Annotated in this window: 22 protein-coding genes; 13 read left to right on the forward strand and 9 right to left on the reverse strand. The window is 69.2% G+C overall.

From position 1 onward, the window contains the following. Position 1: 1 nt before the first annotated feature. The 3 genes from serB (at position 2) to EV649_RS26250 (ending at position 3,547) form a co-directional block, all read left to right on the forward strand. Complete coding sequence (gene serB, locus EV649_RS26240; protein WP_130386193.1) at positions 2 to 1,219, forward strand: phosphoserine phosphatase SerB; 1,218 nt, start codon at positions 2 to 4, stop codon at positions 1,217 to 1,219. A gap of 18 nt (positions 1,220 to 1,237) precedes the next feature. Next, a complete protein-coding gene (locus EV649_RS26245) occupies positions 1,238 to 2,116 on the forward strand; it encodes a GNAT family N-acetyltransferase (protein WP_130386194.1) in 879 nt (292 codons plus the stop codon). A gap of 63 nt (positions 2,117 to 2,179) precedes the next feature. Continuing rightward, positions 2,180 to 3,547, forward strand: coding sequence for a glycoside hydrolase family 16 protein (locus EV649_RS26250; RefSeq protein ID WP_198682677.1), 1,368 nt, complete (start codon positions 2,180 to 2,182; stop codon positions 3,545 to 3,547). Between the two features lie 123 nt (positions 3,548 to 3,670). Here the strand turns inward: EV649_RS26250 and EV649_RS26255 are convergent, their stop codons facing one another. Next, on the reverse strand, positions 3,671 to 4,462 hold the full coding sequence (locus EV649_RS26255) for a hypothetical protein (RefSeq protein WP_130386196.1): 792 nt from the start codon (positions 4,460 to 4,462) through the stop codon (positions 3,671 to 3,673). Between the two features lie 210 nt (positions 4,463 to 4,672). Here EV649_RS26255 and EV649_RS26260 point away from each other — a divergent pair, with 210 nt between their 5' ends. The 6 genes from EV649_RS26260 to EV649_RS26285 are packed head-to-tail and all read left to right on the forward strand — an operon-like array spanning position 4,673 to position 11,592. Further along, entirely contained in the window at positions 4,673 to 5,740 is a 1,068-nt protein-coding gene (locus EV649_RS26260; RefSeq protein ID WP_130386197.1) for a cyanophycinase, read from the forward strand. Beyond that, a complete protein-coding gene (gene cphA / locus EV649_RS26265) occupies positions 5,737 to 8,556 on the forward strand; it encodes a cyanophycin synthetase (RefSeq protein ID WP_130386198.1) in 2,820 nt (939 codons plus the stop codon). The genes EV649_RS26260 and cphA overlap by 4 nt, the downstream gene beginning before the upstream one ends. A 22-nt stretch (positions 8,557 to 8,578) precedes the next feature. Then, entirely contained in the window at positions 8,579 to 9,082 is a 504-nt protein-coding gene (locus EV649_RS26270) for a copper chaperone PCu(A)C (RefSeq protein WP_130386199.1), read from the forward strand. Then, positions 9,079 to 10,242 carry a Dyp-type peroxidase gene (locus EV649_RS26275; protein WP_130386200.1) on the forward strand — a complete coding sequence of 388 codons (1,164 nt, stop codon included), beginning with the start codon at positions 9,079 to 9,081 and terminating at the stop codon, positions 10,240 to 10,242. Before EV649_RS26270 ends, EV649_RS26275 begins: the two co-directional genes overlap by 4 nt. 46 nt (positions 10,243 to 10,288) lie before the next feature. Beyond that, entirely contained in the window at positions 10,289 to 10,810 is a 522-nt protein-coding gene (locus EV649_RS26280; RefSeq protein ID WP_130386201.1) for a SigE family RNA polymerase sigma factor, read from the forward strand. Beyond that, complete coding sequence (locus tag EV649_RS26285; RefSeq protein ID WP_130386202.1) at positions 10,807 to 11,592, forward strand: hypothetical protein; 786 nt, start codon at positions 10,807 to 10,809, stop codon at positions 11,590 to 11,592. Before EV649_RS26280 ends, EV649_RS26285 begins: the two co-directional genes overlap by 4 nt. A gap of 1 nt (position 11,593) precedes the next feature. Here EV649_RS26285 and EV649_RS26290 read toward each other — a convergent pair whose 3' ends face one another. Genes EV649_RS26290 through EV649_RS26310 form a run of 5 tightly spaced genes read right to left on the reverse strand, consistent with a single transcriptional unit; the run spans position 11,594 to position 15,955 of the window. Further along, the gene (locus EV649_RS26290) at positions 11,594 to 12,439 is read right to left on the reverse strand and encodes a hypothetical protein (RefSeq protein WP_130386203.1); all 846 of its coding nucleotides are present in this window, start codon (positions 12,437 to 12,439) and stop codon (positions 11,594 to 11,596) included. Positions 12,440 to 12,491: 52 nt separating this feature from the next. After that, on the reverse strand, positions 12,492 to 14,177 hold the full coding sequence (locus EV649_RS26295) for a Mur ligase family protein (protein ID WP_130386204.1): 1,686 nt from the start codon (positions 14,175 to 14,177) through the stop codon (positions 12,492 to 12,494). Further along, positions 14,177 to 14,953, reverse strand: coding sequence for an enoyl-ACP reductase FabI (fabI, locus tag EV649_RS26300; protein WP_130386205.1), 777 nt, complete (start codon positions 14,951 to 14,953; stop codon positions 14,177 to 14,179). Before fabI ends, EV649_RS26295 begins: the two co-directional genes overlap by 1 nt. A gap of 24 nt (positions 14,954 to 14,977) precedes the next feature. Continuing rightward, positions 14,978 to 15,682, reverse strand: a complete 705-nt coding sequence (gene fabG, locus EV649_RS26305) for a 3-oxoacyl-[acyl-carrier-protein] reductase (protein ID WP_130386206.1) — start codon at positions 15,680 to 15,682, stop codon at positions 14,978 to 14,980. 60 nt (positions 15,683 to 15,742) lie between these two features. Beyond that, positions 15,743 to 15,955, reverse strand: coding sequence for a dodecin (locus tag EV649_RS26310; protein ID WP_130386207.1), 213 nt, complete (start codon positions 15,953 to 15,955; stop codon positions 15,743 to 15,745). A 73-nt stretch (positions 15,956 to 16,028) separates the two neighbouring features. On the opposite strand from EV649_RS26310, the gene EV649_RS26315 reads away from it, so the two are divergent. Together EV649_RS26315 and EV649_RS26320 are read left to right on the forward strand one after the other, a co-directional pair. Beyond that, complete coding sequence (locus EV649_RS26315) at positions 16,029 to 16,388, forward strand: DUF3099 domain-containing protein (protein ID WP_130386208.1); 360 nt, start codon at positions 16,029 to 16,031, stop codon at positions 16,386 to 16,388. 190 nt (positions 16,389 to 16,578) lie between these two features. Next, positions 16,579 to 16,791: a hypothetical protein gene (locus tag EV649_RS26320; RefSeq protein ID WP_130386209.1), complete on the forward strand. Its 213-nt coding sequence runs from the start codon at positions 16,579 to 16,581 to the stop codon at positions 16,789 to 16,791. 74 nt (positions 16,792 to 16,865) lie between these two features. Here EV649_RS26320 and moaA read toward each other — a convergent pair whose 3' ends face one another. Beyond that, on the reverse strand, positions 16,866 to 17,885 hold the full coding sequence (moaA, locus tag EV649_RS26325) for a GTP 3',8-cyclase MoaA (RefSeq protein WP_241998653.1): 1,020 nt from the start codon (positions 17,883 to 17,885) through the stop codon (positions 16,866 to 16,868). 69 nt (positions 17,886 to 17,954) lie between these two features. Between moaA and EV649_RS26330 the strand changes: the two genes are divergently transcribed. Continuing rightward, the gene (locus EV649_RS26330; protein WP_130386210.1) at positions 17,955 to 18,731 is read left to right on the forward strand and encodes an SURF1 family protein; all 777 of its coding nucleotides are present in this window, start codon (positions 17,955 to 17,957) and stop codon (positions 18,729 to 18,731) included. Positions 18,732 to 18,822: 91 nt separating this feature from the next. Continuing rightward, positions 18,823 to 19,578, forward strand: coding sequence for an SDR family oxidoreductase (locus EV649_RS26335; protein ID WP_130386211.1), 756 nt, complete (start codon positions 18,823 to 18,825; stop codon positions 19,576 to 19,578). 6 nt (positions 19,579 to 19,584) lie between these two features. On the opposite strand, the gene EV649_RS26340 is transcribed toward EV649_RS26335, so the two are convergent. Further along, on the reverse strand, positions 19,585 to 20,058 hold the full coding sequence (locus EV649_RS26340; protein WP_130386212.1) for a carboxymuconolactone decarboxylase family protein: 474 nt from the start codon (positions 20,056 to 20,058) through the stop codon (positions 19,585 to 19,587). Between the two features lie 64 nt (positions 20,059 to 20,122). Next, a complete protein-coding gene (locus EV649_RS26345) occupies positions 20,123 to 21,211 on the reverse strand; it encodes a DNA primase small subunit domain-containing protein (RefSeq protein WP_130386213.1) in 1,089 nt (362 codons plus the stop codon). Positions 21,212 to 21,308: the final 97 nt, after the last annotated feature.

Consider the following 21,308-nt stretch of genomic DNA (forward strand, 5'->3'; position numbering starts at 1 on the left):
GATGACTGAGCTCAGTGAGGTTGAGAGCGCGTCGGCCGACCGGCCCACGTTGCTGGTGACGTTGACGGGCAGCGACCGGCCGGGGCTGACGTCCGCCGTCCTGTCGACGCTCGCGACCCGTGGGCTCGACGTGATCGACGCCGAGCAGGTCGTGCTCCGGGGCCGGCTGGTGCTCGGCGTACTGCTGTCCGCGCCACGTGACCACAAGAGCCTGAAGGAAGAGCTGAAGGCGCTCGCCGCCGTCCTCGACGTCGAGATCTCGGTGAAGAAAGGTGTCGGCGACAACGAGCCCCGCCGCAAGGGCCGCAGCCAGGTGACCGTGATCGGCCACCCGCTGTCGGCGGCCGGACTCGCCGCGGTCGCCGGACGGATCGCCGACACCGGCGCCAACATCGACCGGATCAGCCGGATGGCTCGGTACCCGGTGACCGCGATGGAGTTCGCCGTCTCCGGCGCCGATCCCGAAGCGCTGCGGACCGTCCTCGCCCAGGAAGGCGTCCGGCAGGGCCTCGACATCGCCGTCCAGGACGGCGGGCTGTATCGACGGGCCAAGCGGCTGATCGTGATGGACGTCGACTCGACGCTCATCCAGGGCGAGGTCATCGAGATGCTCGCCCACCACGCCGGCCGGCTGGACGAGGTCGCCGCCGTCACCGAGCAGGCGATGCGCGGCGAACTGGACTTCGCCGACTCGCTGCGGAACCGGGTCGCGGCGCTCGAAGGACTGCGCGCGACAGCCCTCGACGAGGTGTACGCCGCGATCGAGCTGGCGCCCGGTGCGCGCACGCTGGTCCGCACGCTCAAGCGGCTCGGGTACCAGTTCGCGATCGTCAGCGGCGGGTTCAGCCAGATCACCGACAAGCTGGCCGCCGAGCTCGGCATCGACTACGCGAAGGCCAACGAGCTGGAGATCGTCGACGGCATCCTCACCGGCCGCGTCGTCGGCGAGATCGTCGACCGCCCCGGCAAGGCGACCGCGCTGCGCCAGTTCGCCGAGCGCTCCGGTACGCCGCTGACCCAGACGGTCGCGATCGGCGACGGGGCCAACGACCTCGACATGCTGGCCGTCGCCGGCCTCGGCGTCGCGTTCAACGCCAAGCCGGTCGTCCGAGCGGCCGCCGACACCCACCTGAGCGTGCCGTACCTGGACACGATCCTCTACCTGCTCGGCATCACCCGCGAGGAAGTCGAGGCCGCCGACGCGGAAACGCCGGCCTGATGCGGCACGATCGGGGCCATGGACTCCTCGACCCGCCCCGCCACCCTTGACGACGCGCCCGCGATCCACCGCCTGATCGCCGCGGCCGAGCAGCTCTGGCACGGGCAGGCGGAGTCGGCCCCCGATGCGGTGGCCGCCGACCTGCAGCGCCCCCTCATCACCCTCGACCTCGACACCCGGGTGATCGAATCCAACGATGAGCTCGTGGCCTGGGTCTGGGTACATGGCGGTCGGCGCGCGCAGGTCGACGTACATCCGTCGTACGTCGGTCTAGGCCTCGGGACCCAGCTGCTCGACTGGGCGGAGGCCCGGGCCCGCGAGCACGGTAGCGACTGGCTCGCGCAGACAGTGGACGACGCGGACGAGGCCGGTACGGCGTTGCTTCGATCCCGCAGGTACGACGTACTGGCGACGAACTGGTTGCTCGAGCGACCGGTCTCGGGTGCCGCGCCCATGCTGCCTGAAGGAGTCACGGTGCGGCCGTTCGCGCCGGGCGACGCGCGAGTCGTGCACCAAGTTGTGCAGGACGCTTTCGACGAGTGGCAGCCGCGGCGGCACGAGTACGAAGAGTGGGCGAAGACGAGCATCGAGCGTCCTAGCTTCGATCCCGAGCTGTCGCCGGTCGCGGTCGCCGGTGACGAGGTGGTCGGCGTCGCGCTCAGCCTGCACCTCCCTGACTCACCCGATGGGTACGTCGAGCAGGTCGCCGTACGCCGCGACTTCCGCGGCCGCGGTCTGGCCCGCGCACTGCTGACGGTCGCGGCCGAAGGAGCCGGTCGCCGAGGCAAACAATCCCTGACCCTCTGGACCCACTCCGGCACCGGCGCCCTCGCGATGTACGAACGCCTCGGCATGACAGTGCGCCGCAGTACGACGGTGTATCGCACCCAGCTGTGACGAGCTGTTGACAGCCCGCCATGAGAGCGCTCCCATTGGCCTTACCGAAACCTGGAGGCCATCATGCGATTCCGCCCTGTCGCACTCGCCTTGCTCGCGCCATTACTGGTCGTCGTACCCCTGAGCGTCGCGGCCGACGCGAGTGTCCCGACTCCACCCGCCGGCTGGACGACGGTGTGGAGCGACGACTTCGACGGGTCCAACGGCAGCCTGCCGTCGGGCTCCAACTGGATCATCGACACCGGTCACGGCTACCCGGGTGGGCCCGGGAACTGGGGTACCGGCGAGATCCAGAACTACACGAACAACCCGAACAACCTCTCCCTCGACGGCACCGGAAACCTGCGCATCACGCCGCGCCGCGACAGCGCCGGGAACTGGACGTCCGCCCGGGTCGAGACACAACGGAGCGACTTCAAACCACCGGCCGGTGGGGTGCTGGCGATCGAGAGCCGGATCCAGATGCCGAACGTCACGGGTGACGCCGCGCTCGGGTACTGGCCGGCGTTCTGGGCGCTCGGTGCGCCGTACCGCGGGAACTACTGGAACTGGCCGGGGATCGGCGAGTTCGACATCATGGAGAACGTCAACGGGATCAACTCCGTCTGGGGCGTGCTGCACTGCGGCGTGAACCCCGGCGGCCCGTGCAACGAGACGACCGGCCTCGGCGCCAGCCGCGCCTGCCCGGGCTCGACCTGCCAGTCCGCGTTCCACACCTACCGCTTCGAGTGGGACACCAGCATCTCGCCGAACCAGTTGCGCTGGTACGTCGACGGACAGCAATGGCACTCCATCAGTCAGGGCCAACTGCCGGCCGACACGTGGACGAACATGACCTCGCACGCCGGCTATTTCGTCCTGCTGAACGTCGCCATCGGCGGAGCGTTCCCGGATGCCCTCAACGGCCCGACCCCGCGGGCCTCGACGGTGCCCGACAAGCCGATGATCGTGGACTACGTGGCCGTGTCGTCGAAGGGCGGCGGCACCACCCCGCCGACCACACCCCCGCCCGGTGGTGGCGGCAGCGCCTACACCACCTTGCAGGCCGAGTCGTACGGCCAGCAGTCGGGCATGGGCCTGGAGACCACGACCGACACCGGCGGTGGCCAGAACCTGATGCAGATCGGCAACGGTGACTGGGCCCTGTACCGCGGAATCGACTTCGGCAGCACGGCCGCGACACAGTTCGTGGCGCGAGTCGCCTCCGGCGCCGCCGGCGGAGTGAGCGGCCTGGTCGAGGTCCGCCTGGACAGTCGCAGCAACGCACCGATCGGCAGCTTCGCCATCGCCAACACCGGCGGCTGGCAGTCCTGGCGATCAGTCCCCGCCAACATCACCTCCGTCACCGGCACCCACAACGTCTACCTCACCTTCACCACCGGCCAACCCGCCGACTACGTCAACCTCAACTGGTTCACCTTCACCCACTAACCCGCCGTACCAACTTTGAGAAGCCACCGACCATGAATCGTCGCCGAGAATGGTTGGTGGCTTCTCAAAGTCGACGTCCCGGAGCGGGCCGGTGCGGTGCGGCGGTGAGTGCGAAGTGGGCAGTTAGGCGGCGTGGAGCCAGAAGGCGGGGTCGTGGCGGGCCGGGGCGCGCCAGATCGGCGGGTCGCCGGGGCGGGAGCTACCTCTTGCGAAGGCTGCGCGGAGGCGGGCGATCAGGTCCGAGCGCGGATCGAGGACGTCCTCCCAGCCGAAGTGCACGAGCTCGACAGCCCGATCGCTCAGTCGCTGATCACGCCGGTAGCTGCGGCGCAACTGCCGGCGCCGTTCCTCGGGGCTCTCACTCTCGTACTTCGCAAGACCGTCGGCCTCACCGATCGTCCGGACGCCGCTGCGCAGTGCGTCATCGACGGTCACGATCGCCTCGCGGAACGGCAAGGTGCGAGCGAGATCCACCACGGTTCTCGCCGCGCCGGTGACGGGCAGCCACAGGTGCCGAGACACATCGGCCGGCTCCAGGGCTGCACGTCGTACGACGATGTCCTGGCGGCGCTGGTTCCGCTTGGTAGTGGGCGGCCGCGTCAGCCACACGGCGTCGGTGGGAGGCGCCGATTGTCGCCGGCCGTCGGTCCAGTTGCGCAGCCCCGCGAGGCTGGCGGCGCTGAAGTGGCTCACCACCGAACCCGGGTGCAATGCCTGCGCACAGGCGATACGCGCAAAGTGCTCGTCCAGGCGGCCGTCGACGTAATGCCCGTGGTAGTGCCGCAGCGCCGTCCTGCGCAGCAGCCGCCTCAGGTCGGCGTCCCGCAAGCCGGTCTCGAGCAGGACCTGCCGGCTCTGCGGTCTCCGAACGAGCGTCAGCACCCGCGCGCGAACCTCGTCACCCAACCGATCCATCACACCAGCATGTCCGCCCCGCACCCCATCAGCACGCCCCCAACCGCGCCCTGTGGATAACTCCCCTCCCCGCATCCGCGTCAACCCCCCGACTTTGAGAAGCCACCGACCATGAATCGTCGCCGAGAATGGTTGGTGGCTTCTCAAAGTCGGGCTGGGGTGAACGTGGGACGGCGAGGCGGTGGTGGGGGCAGGCTTTAAGCTTCGCGTATGTCTGAACTGCAGGGTGGGGCCGGAGCCCTGTTTGCTATTGGTGGTGCCGAGGACAAGCTGAAGAAGCGGACGGTGCTGCAGGAGTTCGTGGAGGCGGCGGGCGGGGCCAAGGCGCGGATCGTGGTGGTTCCCACCGCGTCCGCGCTCGGGCCCGACGTCGTCGACGTGTACCGGGCGCTGTTCGCGGCGCTCGGGGCCGAGAGCGTTGTCGGCGTCCGCCCGGAGAACCGGGAGGACGCGGACGACCCGGCCTTCATCGCCCCGCTCAACGACGCGACCGGGATCTTCATGACCGGCGGCAACCAGCTGAAGCTTGCGGGCGTTGTCACCGGTACGGCGTTCGGCCGCGCGGTCACCGCCGCTCATGCGCGCGGTGCGGCCGTCGGTGGTACGTCGGCCGGCGCGAGCATCCTCGCCGAACACATGATCGCGTTCGGCCGCTCCGGCGCCACCCCACGGCAGCGGATGAGCCAGCTCTCCAGCGGACTCGGCCTCGTCCAGGGCGCGATCGTCGACCAGCACTTCGCCCAGCGGAACCGGTACGGCCGGCTGCTGTCGCTCGTTGCCCAGTCCCCCGGCCTGCTCGGGATCGGCGTCGACGAGGACACCGCGGCGGTCGTCCGCGGCACCCACCTGGAGGTCGTCGGCCGGGGCGCGGTGACGATCTTCGACGGCACCCGGATCACGTCGAACGCCCACAACGCCAAGCGGTCCGAGCCGATCCTCGCGTCCGGCGTCGTACTGCACGTCCTTCCGGCCACCGCGACGTTCGACCTGCAGAACCGCGTGCTGCTGTCGTACGGCCCGCAGCCGCCGGCGGAGGAGATCGCCGAGATGGCGGCCGCCGAGGCCGACCTGCGCAAGCTCGCCAAGGAGATCGCCGCCGAGGGAGTGTCGCCGAGGTACTACGAGGAGCGGAAGCGGCGGGCAGGACGCCGTACGGCGAAGTCGGCCAAGTCTGCGATCGGGGCCGGGGAGTCCAGACCGGGGGCGACCGAGCCGATCACGGCCGGCGCCGAACCCGACTCCCCCGACCCGACGCAAGCAGACAACGGAACCCCATGACCGAAACGCACGGCACTCCGGCTCCCGACCTGAAGATCATCGAGACCCGCGTCTTCCGCGGCCCGAACATCTGGAGCTACGACCCCGCGATCCACCTGGTCGTCGACCTCGGCTCGCTCGAGAACTTCCCGTCGAACACGATCCCCGGCTTCACCGAACGGCTGCTCGCCGACCTCCCGCGGCTCGACCAGCACCACTGCTCACGAGGCCGCAAGGGCGGGTTCATCGAGCGCCTGAACGAAGGCACCTGGCTCGGTCACATCGCCGAACACGTCTCGCTGCAGCTCCAGCAGGAGGCCGGCCACGACATGCGCCGCGGCAAGACGCGCCAGGTCAAAGGCTCGCCGGGCGTCTACAACATCATCTACGCGTACGCCGACGAACCGGTCGGGCTCGCGGCGGGTGAACTCGCCGTACGGTTCGTGAACAACCTCGTCCAGCCCCAAATGAAGGATGGACAGCCCGCGTTCGACTTCACCACCGAGCTGGAGAAGTTCATCAAGCAGGCCGAGCGGACCGCGTTCGGCCCGTCCACGCAGGCGATCGTCGACGAGGCGGTGTCCCGGGACATCCCGTGGATCCGGCTGAACAAGGCCAGCCTGGTCCAGCTCGGGCAGGGCGTCCACGCGAAGCGGATCCGGGCCACCATGACGTCCGAAACCGGTTCGATCGCGGTCGACGTCGCGAGCGACAAGGACCTGACCACGCGGCTGCTCGCCTCGGCCGGTCTGCCGGTGCCGCGGTCGGAGTCGGTCCGCACGGTCGAGGATGCCGTCTCGATCGCCAACAAGATCGGCTACCCGGTCGTGTGCAAGCCGCTCGACGGCAACCACGGGCGCGGTGTCTGCCTGAACCTGCAGGACGCGGACGCGGTCCGCGAGGCGTTCCCGATCGCGGCCGAGCAGTCCCGGCGCGGTTCCGTGATCGTGGAGAACTTCGTCACCGGCAAGGACTACCGATGCCTGATCATCAACGGCCGGATGGAGGCGATCGCCGAACGCGTGCCCGCGCACGTGGTCGGCGACGGCATCCACACCGTGTCCGAGCTCGTTGACATCACCAACGCCGACCCGCGGCGCGGTGTCGGCCACGAGAAGATCCTGACCCGGATCACGATCAACAACGCGGCCCGCCAACTGGTTCGCGACCAGGGTTTCGAGCTGGACGACGTACCGCCCGAAGACGTGATGGTGAAGCTCACGCTCACCGGCAACATGTCCACCGGCGGGATCTCGATCGACCGGACCTGGGAGGCGCACCCGGAGAACGTCGAGATCGCCGAGGAGGCGGCCCGGATGATCGGGCTCGACATCGCCGGTATCGACTTCATCTGCCCGGACATCACCCAGCCGGTGCGCGAGACCGGCGGCGCGATCTGTGAGGTGAACGCGGCGCCCGGGTTCCGGATGCACACCAACCCGACGATCGGCGAACCGCAGTACATCGCGAAACCGGTGGTGGACATGCTGTTCCCGTCTGGTGCGGTCAGCCGGATCCCGATCGTCGCCGTCACCGGGACAAACGGGAAGACGACCACCTCGCGGATGATCAGCCATGTCTTCAAGGGCATGGGCCGCAAGGTCGGTATGACGTCGACCGACGGCATCGTGATCGACGAGCGGCTGGTGATCCGGCAGGACGCGTCCGGCCCGAAGTCCGCGCGGATGGTGCTGCAGAACCCGCGCGTCGACTTCGCGGTGTTCGAGGTGGCGCGCGGCGGGATCCTGCGCGAGGGGCTCGGGTACGAGCGCAACGACGTGGCCGTCGTCCTGAACGTGCAGCCGGATCACCTCGGCCTGCGCGGGATCGACACGCTCGAGCAGCTGGCCGATGTGAAGGCCGTGCTGGTCGAGGCGGTGCCGCGGACCGGGTACGCCGTACTGAACGCCGACGACCCGTTGGTGCGCAAGATGCGCCGGAAGTGCTCGGGGCAGGTCGTGTGGTTCAGCATGGCCGAGCCGGGCAGCGAGGTCCGCGACTACATCGAGGGGCACTGCCGTCGTGGCGGGCGGGCCGTGGTGCTGGAGCGCTCGGACCTGGGCGACATGATCGTGGTGAAGCACGGGCGCCGGTCGATGCAGCTCGCCTGGACTCACTTGCTGCCGGCAACGTTCGGCGGGCGGGCGATGATGAACGTGCAGAACGCGATGGCGGCCGCCGCGGCGGCGTTCGCCGCGGGTGCGCCGTTGCACGACATCCGGCAGGGGCTGCGGACGTTCAGTACGTCGTACTACCTGTCGCCGGGCCGGCTGAACGAGATCGACGTCGACGGGCGCAGTGTGATCGTCGACTACTGCCACAACGCGCCGGCGATGCGGATGCTCGGTGACTTCGTCGACCGACTCGGGGAGAGCCTGAGCGCGTCGTCCGAGGTCGGGCGGCCGTCGCGGATCGGCGTGATCGCGACCGCGGGCGACCGCCGGGACGACGACATCCGCGAGCTCGGTGAGGTCGCGGCGCAGCACTTCGACGTGGTCATCGTCCGCGAGGACGCCCGGCTGCGCGGGCGCAAGCGCGGCGAGTCGGCAGGACTGGTGAAAGTCGGCGTACAGGCCGCGATGGAGAGCGGCGCGCGGTGCCGGACGGTGGACGTCGTCCTCGACGAGCTCGAGGCGGTGCGGTTCGCGTTGGAGCGGTCGAACCCGGGCGATCTCGTCGTGCTGTGCGTCGATCAGCATCAGTCGGTACTCGCGGAGCTCGAATCGGTGTCGCACCTGGCGCAGGCCGGGGCGCGGTCCGGTGACGAGGGCGGCGACCCCGACTTCGTGCAACCCGACGAAGAGGTCACAGAGGAGACACCTCGGGAACTTGCCTAGGGCAAGTCTCGTTGGCCGTTGCGTGAAGACGAAGTTGCTGGCGGCCGCCGCCGTGGTCACGTTCCTGGTGTCGTCGTGTGGTTCGACGGAGAAGCCGGCCACTCAGGAGGCGGCGGTGACCACTCCGGGCGTGCTGGTCGAGGACGCGTGGGTGCGGGCGACGACCGGCGCGAAGGACACCACGATGACGGCCGCGTTCCTGTCGCTGACCAATCCCGGTGACACCGACGTGAAGTTGACCTCGGCAACTTCGCCGATCGCCGGCATGGTGCAGCTGCACGAGATGGCGTTGCAGGACGGCAAGATGGTGATGCGCGAGAAGCCCGGCGGCATCACCGTCCCCGCCGGCTCCCACGCCCACCTCTCCCCCGGCGGCGACCACATCATGCTGATGTCCCTGAAGCGGCCGCTGAATCCCGGTGACGAGGTCCCGCTCAGGCTCAAGTTCTCCGACAACACCACCCACGACCTGAAGGTCCCGGTCAAGGCGTTCACTGAGGAAGAAGAGCACTACCACACCAAGTGACGACTAGACGGCAGTTCTTCGGGTACGCCGGTGCGGCCGCTGCAGGCGCCGCGGCCACCGGTGGTGCTGTCGTTGCTCTCGACAACGACAGCACCGAAACGCCTGTCTCCCGGACCGTTTCGCCGTACGGCGAACATCAAGCCGGAATCGCCCGCGTCGCGCCGGCGGTGGCCGAGTTGGTCAGCTTCAAGCTCGGGACCGATCGGGCCGGGCTCGGGCGGTTGATGCGGCTGTGGACGAGTGACCTCGTCGCGTTGGCCGATGGGCGGGGTGCGCCTGGAGATACGGCGCCCGAGATGGCGGTGGCCAACAAGGGTGTGACGGTGACGGTCGGGTTCGGGCCGCGGGTGTTCGAGTTGACCGGGCAGCGGCCGCCGGGCCTCGACGACCTGCCGGTGATGAAGCACGACCGACTGCAGGCTGCCTGGTCGGGCGGTGACCTGCTGGTGATGGTCGACGCGGACGACGCGGTCAGCGTGGTGCACGCCGTACGGCGATTGATCGCGGACGCGAAGCCGTTCGCGACCCCGCTCTGGCGCCAGACGGGCTTCTGGGACAGCACCGGCCCGGACGGCAAGCCAGTCACCGGCCGCAACTTGTTCGGCCAGGTCGACGGCACAGGCAACCCCGCCTTCGGCACGCCGGAGTTCGACCAGACCGTGTGGTCCGCCGACGGCCCCGAGTGGTTTCGCGGCGGTACGACGCTCGTCGTACGGCGGATCCGGCTGAACCTCGACACCTGGGACGAACTCACCCGCTCCGAACAGGAACGGGCCGTCGGCCGCAAACTCTCCACCGGCGCACCGCTCACCGGCACCGCCGAACACGACGAACTCGACCTCGAGGCCCGCGACGCCGACGGCCGGCTCGTCATCGCGCAGAACGCGCACGCCCGCCTCTCGCACCACACCGAGAACGACGGCCGCCGCATCTTCCGCAAGGGCCTGAACTACGTCCGCGACACCGGCGCGACCCGTGAGTCCGGCCTGATCTTCCTCAGCCACCAGGCGGACGTCGCGGGTCAGTTCCTCCCACTGCTCACCCGCCTGGACGCGGTCGATGCCCTCAACGAGTGGACCACCACGATCGGCTCCGCCGTCTACGCCCTCCCACCCGGCTTCCAGCCCGGCGAATGGCTCGGCCAGAAACTTCTCGCGTGATCTGTCACCCTGCGACGCTGTCCAAGGCGTTGTATGGGGTGTGCCGATGAGAACCGAGCATGACTTCGACGAGTTCGTTCGAGCGCGGTGGACCGCCACCGCGCGGCTCGCCTACGCGCTGACCCTGGACCATCAGAAGGCGGAAGACCTGGCGCAGGACGCGTTCACCAAACTCTGGTTCCACTGGCGGAAGCTGCAGAACGGGAATCCCGAGGCGTACCTGCGAAGGATCGTCGCCAGCAGTTTTCTGTCCGGTCGCCGCCGCCGCTGGCTCGGCGAACGCCCCACGGACGCACCACCGGAGACCGTCGTCGACCCCGACACCGCCCAGGTGGACGAGCGCCTCGCGCTCCGCCAGGCGATGGCGCGCCTGAGCCCACGACAACGCGCAGCCGTCTATCTCCGGTACGCCGAGGACCTGTCCGAGCGCACTGTCGCGGAAGTCCTCGGCTGCTCGGTCGGCGCCGTGAAACAGCACACCCGCAGGGGCCTGGAAGCGCTCCGCGCCGACATCACGTTCGCCACCCCGGACGAACTGGCCGACCTGACCGAAAGGGGGATCTCATGACCGACGACCTGAGCACGAACCGCCTGCCCGAGGACCTGGGCGCCAAGCTCGCCGTCCTCACCGACGAGCGGCCCGAGCCCGCCGACCCCGCGGCCCCGATCCGGCTGCGGATCAAGCGCCGCCAGGTGCGTCGCCGTACGACTGCCGCTGCCGTGTGCGCGGCCGCCGCAACCGCCGCTGTCGTGGTCGCGAGCTCGGTCCTCGGCTCGATCCGGTCGGCCGAGCCCGGCGTCGCGACTCCCTCTACGAGCCCCGTGCCCAAGATGGTGTCCACGCACGCCGACTTCCGGTACACCCCGCTCCCGAAGCCCTGGTCCGACAAGCCGGCGTTCACGACGCAGCCGGACTCGCTCAGGTACGCGCCCGCCTTCTACGTCGCCCGCGGCAGCATCCCGAACGAGAGCTGGGCGGTCGCGTCCTACTACAGCTCCGGCTGCCTCGTCGTCACCGATGAGGGCCCGGCGAAGGCCTTCGGCGGTACCAAGGACTGCTTCTACGAGAACTGGCAGCCGGACCAACGAGCCCAGTACAGGACCATCCCCGCGGTGGTACCGAATCTGTCGTCCCCGCTGCACCTCACGATGGTCATGGGCGCGGTGTCCGCCGAAGCACGTACGGTCCGGATCACCGCGGGCGGCAAGACCTACAGCACGGACGCGATCGGTACGCCGAACAGCAGTCGGTTCAGGTTCTTCGCACTGGTGGTCGACGCCGCCGAATCCGAGATCACCGCGGTCACACCACTGACTGCCACCGGGCAGCCCGCGCCCAGCCCGAGCTGACTCAGGAGGCGGGCTGGCGGCGTGCGAGCAGGCGTCGGCGGGGTTCTTCCTGGTCGATCCAGTCGAGGTCGTCGGAGAGTACGGCGTCGTTCGACTTGTCGGCGTACGGGTCCAGGGGCGGCGGTGGCGGTGGGAGGGCGCGGAGCTTGAGCGCCGTCATCGGGATCGCGAGCAGGATGCCGACGACCATCCACGGCCAGTACTCGCGCAGCAGCGGCTCGAACGACTGGAAGAATGCCTCGGTCGACGCGTCGCCGACCGCGTCCATCGGCTTCCCGGTCGACTGACTGACGAGCCGGACGGACGCGACGATGCCGAAGCAGGCCAGGTAGAACCCGGTCAACGGGATCCACGACCCCACCGACCGCCAGCCGCGCTTCCAGCAGGCGACGTAGAGCAGGATCGCGAGCCCGGCGCCGACCAGCAGACCGTTCAGCTGCCACAGCCACCGCCAGTCGGCCAGTTGCTCAGCCGGCCGCAGGGCCGTCCAGGCCACCGGCAGCGCCAGCGCGAACGCCGCGACCACCGAAATCCTCGTGCCCAGGGCACCGAAGAACCCGCCGAGAGCGCTTGCCACCAGCAACGTGACCAGCAGATCTCCGAACGAGTTGCCGGTTAGCCACCACATGCCCGCGGCAACGATCAGCACGACCGGTACGGCGATCCGGATCCGCCCGATGAGCAGCCCGGCCAGCACGCCGCCGGCGAACCCGCCGAGCACCACCAGATCGATCCGCGGCGGCACGAAGTACGTCGTACCTTCCGGGAGTCCCTTCAGATACGTCGCGGAGAAGCCGCCCACGAACCAGGCGACCACCGCAGCCGGGATCGACCACAGGTAGCGCATCACACAACCCCGTTCCCACCCCGACTGTGCCGTCGGAATGGCGGCGGCAGGGCTAGTGCTGGGCTCTCTCGACCTTGCTCTTCAAGGTCTCCGGTGTGTCGACAGTAGCTCCCTCGGACCGCAACCACGCGTCAAGACTCGCCCGATCCTGCAGAGACATGACTGCCACCACATCCCCCGCCCGCGCCTCGGCGACCAGCGCCTGCGCCGCCGCCAGCTCGGTCGGGAACGCCGGTACGTCGTCCACGCCGACCGACGACGCACCCTCGCGGAACACCGCCTCGAGCTCCTCCGGCGGCCGCCCGCGCAGGTAGTCGCTCTTGTGGCCGATTGCGATCCGGTCGGTCGCCCGCGCGCCCATCGCACCGAGCGTCGCGACCATGTCGTCGGCTCGGTCACCCGGCGATCCGAGCGCCAGCATCAGCCGGCCGCCGTCCGGACGGACGCCGTTCATGATCTCGAGCAGCGCCTCCAGCCCGGCCTCGTTGTGCGCGAGGTCGATGACGACGGTGAAGTCGCGCAGCGAGTACATGTTCATCCGGCCGGGGTTGTTCTCGTTCGGCGCGAACGTGCTCAGACCCTCGATCACCGCCGCCCGCGGCAGCCCGAGACCGAGCGCCGCCGACGCCGCGGCCAGCGTGTTCTCCACGTTGTAGTGCGACAGGCCGGACAGCGTCATCGGTACGTCGGCGACCTTGAGCAACGGCTCCGGGTCGCGCGACTGGTCGAGCACGGTCACGTACCCGTCGAGCACGGTCGTGGCTCGGCCGCCCTCGTCCAGCACGGTCCGGATCGACGGCGAGTCGGGCTCGCGGGAGAACACCCAGCACTTGGCCGGCGAATTGAGCCGCATCGCGAACGTCCGCGGGTCGTCGCCGTTCACCACGCACCAGCCGCGCGGCCGGGTGATGTGCGTGATCACCGCCTTCACCTCGGCGAGCTGGTCGACGGTGTCGATCCCGCCCAGGCCGAGATGGTCCGCGGACACGTTGGTGACCACCGAGACGTCGTTGTACGCGACGCCGATCCCGCGGCGCAGGATCCCGCCGCGGGCGGTCTCGGTCACCGCGAGCTGGATGCCCGGCTGGGACAGCACCTGCCCGGCGCCGCTCGGCCCGGAGAAGTCGCCGTACTTCACCAGTTCGCCGTCGAAGTACACGCCGTCGGTGCTCGACCAGCCGACGTGCAGCCCGGCGGCGCGCCCGATGTGCGCGATCATCCGCGACGTCGTGGTCTTGCCGTTCGTCCCGGTCACCGCGACCACCGGCACCTTCGGCCGCAGCGTCGGCGGCGGGTTACCCGGCGGCTCGTCCCGCACCCGCTCCCCGACGGTGTGGATCAGCTCGCTCAGGTCATCGGCACCGAACGCGTCCAGCACCTCGACGATCGCCGCCCCGAGCGCCCGCGCCCGTCCCTCGTGCGCCCACGGGAACGCCACCACGAGCCGCCGTACGTCGGACTCTGGGCGGACCCGTACGCCGATCCGCCCGATCCCGGCCTCCCGGGCGATCCGCCGTACGACGTGACCGGCGACCCGGATCGCGAACCGCTGGCGGAACCCGGACCCGATCCGGCCGGGCCGGGTTGCGCCGAGACCGATCGCCTGTCCGTACGCTTTCGCCGCCGGAGCGGGCGCGTCCGCGATCGCCGATACGTCCAGCGTCAGCTTGATCGCGGCCCGGCTGAAGTAGAGATTGGCGCCGTCGAGAACGCGGAGCTCTACCAGAGAAGTTGCCACTACGCTCCCATCGCGTGGTAGCCGCCGTCGACGTGCACGATCTCGCCGGTGGTCGCGGGGAAGAAGTCACTGAGCAGGGCGACGATGGTGCGCCCGGTCGGCTCGAGGTCGGACGGATCCCAGCCCAGCGGGGCCTTGTCCAGCCACGGCTCCTCGAACTTCTCGAAGCCCGGGATCGCCTTCGCGGCCAGGGTCTTCAGCGGACCGGCCGACACCAGGTTGCAGCGGATCCCCTGCGCACCGAGGTCGCGCGCCAGGTACCGGCTGGTGGACTCCAGAGCGGCCTTGGCCACCCCCATCCAGTCGTACCCGGGCCAGGCCACGGTCGCGTCGAACGTCATCCCGACGACGCTGCCACCACGGCTCATCAGCGGCGCGCAGGTCACGGCCAGCGACTTCAGGCTGTACGCCGACACGTGGACGGCCTGCGCCACGTCGTCCCACGGACCTTCGAGGAACTTGCCGCCGAGGATCGTCTCCGGGTTGCCGTACGCGATCGAGTGCACGACCCCGTCCAGCCCGTCGACGTGCTCACGGACGGCGTCCGGCAGCGCGGCCAGGTGTTCGGCGTTCGTGACGTCGAGCTCCAGCACCGGGGGCTCGGTCGGCAGCCGTTTCGCGATCCGCTTGGTGATGCTCAGCGCGCGGCCGAAGTTCGAGATCAGCACGGTGGCGCCTTGTTCCTGCGCCACCTTGGCCGTGGCGAAGCCGATCGACGAGTCGAGGGTGACTCCGGCGACCAGGATCCGCTTGCCGTCGAGGATGCCCACCGGCATGCCCTTTCTAGATGAAATGTGAGATTAGTTGCCCATGCCGATGCCGCCGTCGACCGGGATCACCGCGCCGGTGATGTAGCCGGCTTCCTCGGACGACAGCCAGCGGACAGCGTTCGCGATCTCCTCCGTCAGGCCGAAGCGGCCGAGCGGGATCTGGCTCAGGTACTGCTTCTGGGTCTCCTCCGACAGGACCGCGGTCATGTCGGTCTCGACGAAGCCGGGCGCGACCACGTTCGCGGTGATGCCGCGGCTGCCCAGCTCGCGGGCGATCGAGCGGGCCATACCGATCAGGCCGGACTTGCTGGCCGCGTAGTTCACCTGGCCGGCCGAGCCGAGCATGCCGACCACGGAGGAGATGAACACGATCCGACCCCTGCGCAGCCGCAGCATGCCCTTCGCGGCGCGCCGGGCGACCCGGAACGAGCCGGTGAGGTTGGTCTGCAGGACCGAGTCCCAGTCGTCGTCGGACATCCGCAGCAGCAGCGTGTCGCGGGTGATGCCGGCGTTCGCCACCAGCACCTCGACCGGCCCGTGCTGCTCCGCGATCGTGTCGAAGGCGGCGTCGACCTGTGCCTGGTCGGTGATGTCGCACTTCACGCCGAGGAAGCCCTCCGGCGGCGGGCTGGTGTTGTACGTGACAGCGACCTGGTCGCCCGCCTCCTTGAACGCGGTCGCGATCGCCAGCCCGATCCCCCGGCTACCGCCGGTCACCAACACAGACCTACCCACAAGCGCTCCTCACATCGTCGGACGGAGGAACGCTATCCCACAGCGGCCGGGCGATCCGACTTAGGAGTCTTCGAGGCGGAAGCCGACCTTCATGGTCACCTGGTAGTGGTCGATCTGGTTGTCCTCGATGTGGCCGCGGATCTCGCTGACCTCGAACCAGTCGAGGTGCCGCAGGGTCTCGCCGGCCCGCGCGATGCCGTTGGTGATCGCCTGGTTGACGCCCTCTTTCGAGGTGCCGACGATCTCGGTGACGCGGTAGGTGCGATCGGTCATGACAAACCTCTCTCCATCCGGCTGCGCCTGAGCGGCCGGCGCGGCGTACCGTTGCTATTGGTGAGGAGGATAGATGTCGAAACGCCATGAGCGGAGCGACGCGACGGTCGTCTCGGTGACGAGTGCGCAGCCCGGCCGGTCCGAGGATCTGGACAGCCGGATCGCGCGCTACGCCTGGATGATGTCGATCCGGATCGTCTGCTTCGTGCTCGCCGTCATCACCCCGTCGCCGTGGCGCTGGCTTTTCGTCGTCGGAGCGATCGCTCTGCCGTACTTCGCGGTCGTGCTGGCGAACGCCCAGCGGTCCGTGACGACGCCCGCCGCGGACCCATATGTGGCGCCCGCGAGGCCCGCGATCGGGGAGCGTCCGACGGTTGTCGTACCCGCTGAAGAGGACGCTTCTCAGGACCGTCCGGCCGACACCGAAAAGTGATCTGGGCCGGGACTGGAAAACTTGGACTGATCCGTGTCAGAATCTCCCGCGTGCTCTGAAGTTCATGTGTGGAATTCAGGGACTTGATGCGGCGTCGGACGGCTCCCCCCGTGGCTGTCCGACGTCGCTTCATTTTGCCCAGGCTATTGATTATTGAGGCATCAGGAATGCAGAGGAATGACACCCGCGGATGACTGAAGAAGCCGCACCGACGATGCCGACCGGCTGCTCCGCCAGGGGCTGCGGGAAGCCTGCCACCTGGGCGCTGCTGTGGAACAACCCGAAGATCCACACCCCCGACCGGCGCAAGACCTGGCTGGCGTGCGACGAACACAAGGACAGCTTGTCCGACTTCCTCGACCGCAGATCATTCCTGCGGTCGGTCGAGCCATTCAGCGCGTGAATGCCGGGTAGCGAAAAACTGCATTTCCGGATTGGGCCGGAAGAGCATGGGATTGGGAGCTCCGCTCCAGGCACTCAACCGCCGATCGCGGACATCGGGCGGGAGGGTTGCAGGAAGCTCGGGTCGTTGATGCCGTGACCCGGAAGTTTGTTGAGCATCGCGCGACGCCAGCGGTCGGCCAGTTCGGCGTCGTCGGCGCCGGCCCGGAGCGCGGTCCGCAGATCGGACTCGGTGCGCGCGAACAGGCAGTCCCGGACCTGCCCGTCGGCCGTCAGCCGAACCCGGTCGCAGTCGCCGCAGAACGGGCGCGTGACGGACGCGATGATGCCGACCGTCTGCGGTCCGCCGTCGACCAGGAACGATTCGGCGGGCGCACTGCCCCGTTTCGACGCGTCGTCCGGCGTCAGATGGAACCGCTCGGTGAGCATGCCGAGAATCTCGTCCGCGGTGATCATCGTCGTCCGGTCCCAGCCGTGCTGCGCGTCCAGCGGCATCTGCTCGATGAACCGCAGTTCGTAACCGCGCTCGAGGCAGAACTCCAGCAATTGCGGTGCACCCGAGTCATTCACGCCGCGCATGAGGACCGCATTCACTTTCACCGGCGTGAGACCCGCGTTGTGCGCAGCCTCCAGCCCGGCGATCACGTCCTGCAAACGGTCCCGTCGGGTCAGATTCTTGAACGTCTCCTGGTCGACGGTGTCGAGGCTCACATTCACCCGGTCCAGACCAGCATCCTTCAGCGCGGTCGCCTGCCGGGCGAGGCCGATCCCGTTCGTGGTCAGCGACACCTCGGGGCGGGGCGCGAGTTCCGTCGTACGGGCGACGATGTCGACCAGGCCGCGCCGGAGCAGCGGTTCACCGCCGGTGAAGCGGATCTCGTGCACGCCCAGGTGCGTGACCGCGACCGACACCAGGCGGACGACCTCGTCGTCGGTGAGCAGTTCGGGCTTCGCGAGCCAGTCCAGGCCCTCTTCCGGCATGCAGTACGTGCAGCGCAGGTTGCAACGGTCCGTGAGCGACACGCGCAGGTCAGTCGCGGTCCGGCCGTAGCGGTCCGCCAGACCGGTTCGCGTCGCTTCCTGGATCACTGTCACGCCCCCAGCGTACGTGCCGCGCGTCGGCCGTTTCAGGGGATGGCTTAAGTTCGAGACGTGGGACGCCTCATGAACATCCGTTGGATCGTCGCCGCGCTGGGCGTCTTGGTACTCGCCGGCGTCTGCGTGCAGCTCGGTCGCTGGCAGCTGCACCGCCTCGAGGAACGCAAGGCGCGCAACGAGGTGACCCGGACCAACTTGGCCGCCGCCGCGGCCCCGATCGACCAGATCCTGGGTCCGCCGGGCGTCGTCGGCGACCAGCACGCCTGGCGCACCGTCGTCCTCTCCGGGCGGTACGACGCCTCGAAGCAGGTGGTCCTGAAGTACCGCAACGTCCAGGACAAGCCGGGCTTCGAGATCGTCACGCCGCTGGTCCTCGCGGACGGGAAGGCGGTGCTGGTCGACCGCGGCTTCCTGGCCCGGCAGAGCTCGGAACTGATGCCGCTGCACGTCCCCGCCGTACCGACCGGCGAGGTGACCGTCACCGGCCGCCTGCAGCGTAGCGAACGCGGCGGCCACACGAACGGCGGAACGCCGGACGACGGTACGGCGCGACTCATCAACGGTCCGGACTACGCGAAGGTGCTGGGGCTGAGCCTGTACGACGGCTACGTCACCGTGGACAAGCAAGAGCCGGCGAACGATGCGGCGTTCGGCTCGTTCCCCGGTCCGGAGATCGACGACGGACCGCACTTCTTCTACGCACTGCAGTGGTTCTTCTTCGCGCTGCTGGCCCTCGGTGGACTCGTCTACTTCTCCCGGCAGCAGGCGATCGCCGACAAGCCCGCGGAACAGCAGGCGGAAGCCCTCGAACGACCTGAGGCCCACGCCGGAGCCCCGGACTGACGACTGCCTCGTGGCTCGTTGCCTTACGCAACGACGGTTCTTGCCGTGGGCACGAGATGCGCGGCGGGGTGTGGTGGGGCAGGATGGTGGTGTGGACCTCGGACTGCGTGATCGCACCTACATCGTCACCGGCGCGAGTGCCGGACTCGGCTTCGCCACTGCCAAGGCGCTCGCCGCCGAAGGCGCCCGGCTGGTGATCTCCAGCCGCAACGAGGAGTCGATCGCGCGGGCCGCGGCGGAGCTCGGCGGGAACGTCGTCGGGATCCCCGTCGACAACGCCGACCCGGACAGCGCGGAGCGGCTGGCCGCGACCGCGATCGCCAAGTGGGGCGAGCTGCACGGCGCGCTGATCAGCGTCGGCGGGCCGCGGGCCGGGACCGCGCTGGACACCGACGAGGAGGACTGGCGGTCGGCGTTCGACAGCGTGTTCCTCGGCGGGCTGCGGATCGCTCGCGCGGTCGCCCGGGCCGGCACCGAGGACACCTCGATCGCGTTCGTGCTCTCGTCGTCGGTGAAGTCCCCGATCGCCGGCCTGGCGATCTCGAACGGTCTCCGGCCCGGCCTCGCGATGGTGGCGAAAACGCTCGCAGACGAGCTCGGACCGAACGGGATGCGGGTGAACGGCCTGATGCCGGGCCGGATCGCGACCGACCGCCTGAAAGAGCTCGACGCCCGTGGCGGCGACCCCGACGCGGCCCGGCGGGCCTCGGAGAAGACGATCCCGCTGCGCCGCTACGGCACCCCCGACGAGTTCGGCCGGGTTGCGGCGTTCGTCCTCTCCCCCGCAGCGTCGTACATCACCGGCGCCATCATCCCCATCGACGGCGGCGCCCTGCGCACTTTCTGACCCGCATCAGCCCCACTGGCCGGGCACGTAGTCCCCGGCGGGCTGCTGGGTGATGACGTTGAGGCGGTTCCAGGTGTTGATGCCGGCGACTGCCGCGACCAGGGCGCCCAACTGCTCCTCGTTGTAGTGCTTGGTGGCGTTCAGCCACACATCGTCGGGAACTCCGCCGGCAGCGTCGGCGATCCGGGTGCCGGCTTCCGCCAACGCGAGCGCGGCGCGTTCGGCCTCGGTGTAGACGGTCGCTTCGCGCCACGTCGCGACGAGGTTGATCCGGACCGTGGTCTCCCCGTGGTGCGCGAGATCCTTCGAGTGCATGTCGACGCAGTACGCGCAGCCGTTGATCTGGCTGACCCGTAGCTCGACCAGCTCGAGCGTGGTCAGTGGAACCCCGACAGTTGTCGCGACCCTGGCCGCGCTGTTCAGGTGCTTGATGAACTTGGTGAGGACCGGGTTGGTGAACAGGTCCAGACGAGTGTCCATAACAGGTGTCTCTCCTAGCGAATGAGCGTTTGACACCCATCCGACGAGACAGCCCTGAAAAGTGTCAGTCAGGGATCCGGTTGCCCTGCTCGTCCCAGTGCTCGGCGACCTTCTTGCTCGGCTGGACCCGCGGCGGCTCCCCCGGCATCTTCGGGTAGTCCGGCGGGAAGTTCAGCTCGCCGCCGGGGAGCTCCTCCCACAGCCGCAGCAACGGCTCCAGCGGGTACGCCGTGTCGTCCATATCCGCCCACGGGTCGCCGTCGGCGAGGTACTCCGGAACCGTGTGCAGGTTGAACGCCCGCGGATCGTCGACCTCGGCGAGCCGCTCCCAGGTCATCGGCGTACTCACCGGCGCCCCAGGCCGCGGCCGGAGCGACCAGGCGCCCGCGACCGTGCGGTCCCGGAGGTTCTGGTTGAAGTCCAGGAAGATCGAGGCCTCGCCGCGTTGCTCCTTCCACCAGGCGGTCGTTACGCCGTCGTCGCGGCGCTCGAGCTCGCGGCCGAGGCCGATCGCGGCGTGCCGGGCCTCGTCGAAACTCCACTCCGGCCGGATCCGCACGTAGATGTGGATGCCCCGGTTGCCGCTGGTCTTCGGATACCCCCGCAGACCCAGCTCCTCGAGGAGCTCGCGGGCGACGCCGGCCACCCGCCGGGCGTCGGCGAAGGTCGCGCCGGGCTGAGGATCGAGGTCGATGCGCAGCTCGTCGGGCTGGTCGAGATCGCCGCTGCGAACGGCCCACGGGTGGAAGGTCAGCGTGCCCATCTGCGCCGCCCACACCGCAGCGGCCGGCTCACTCAGGCACAGCTCGTCGATCGGGCGCCCGTTCGGCGTCAGCACGCGGCAGGTCTCGAGCCAGTCCGGCGCGCCCTTCGGAAGGCGCTTCGAGTAGAAGCCGTCCCCCGTCTGACGACCGGTCGCGTCCACCGACAGCGTCATACCTTCACGCCATCCACCGGGCCAGCGTTCCAGCGCGACCGGACGGTCGCCCGACGCCCGCATGAACGCGGGAGCCACCTCGGTGAAGTACTCGCAGACCTGCAGTTTGGTGACCTCCGGAGCCCAGTCGGTCGCCTCGTAGGCCACCCGATCGGGGCTGGACACCCGGACCTCCCGGTCCCCCACGGTGAGCATCACCGCCGTGCTCTTCGCCATGCGTTTCTCCTATGTCAAGCCGCGGCTGCGAGGGTGGTTCTCGCGGTGGGTTGGTCGGTAGTGAGGTGGTTGAAGACGATGCGGGCGAGGCGGCGTT

Origin of the sequence: Kribbella sp. VKM Ac-2569 (assembly GCF_004216905.1) — a bacterium.
Taxonomy (GTDB): Bacteria; Actinomycetota; Actinomycetes; order Propionibacteriales; family Kribbellaceae; genus Kribbella.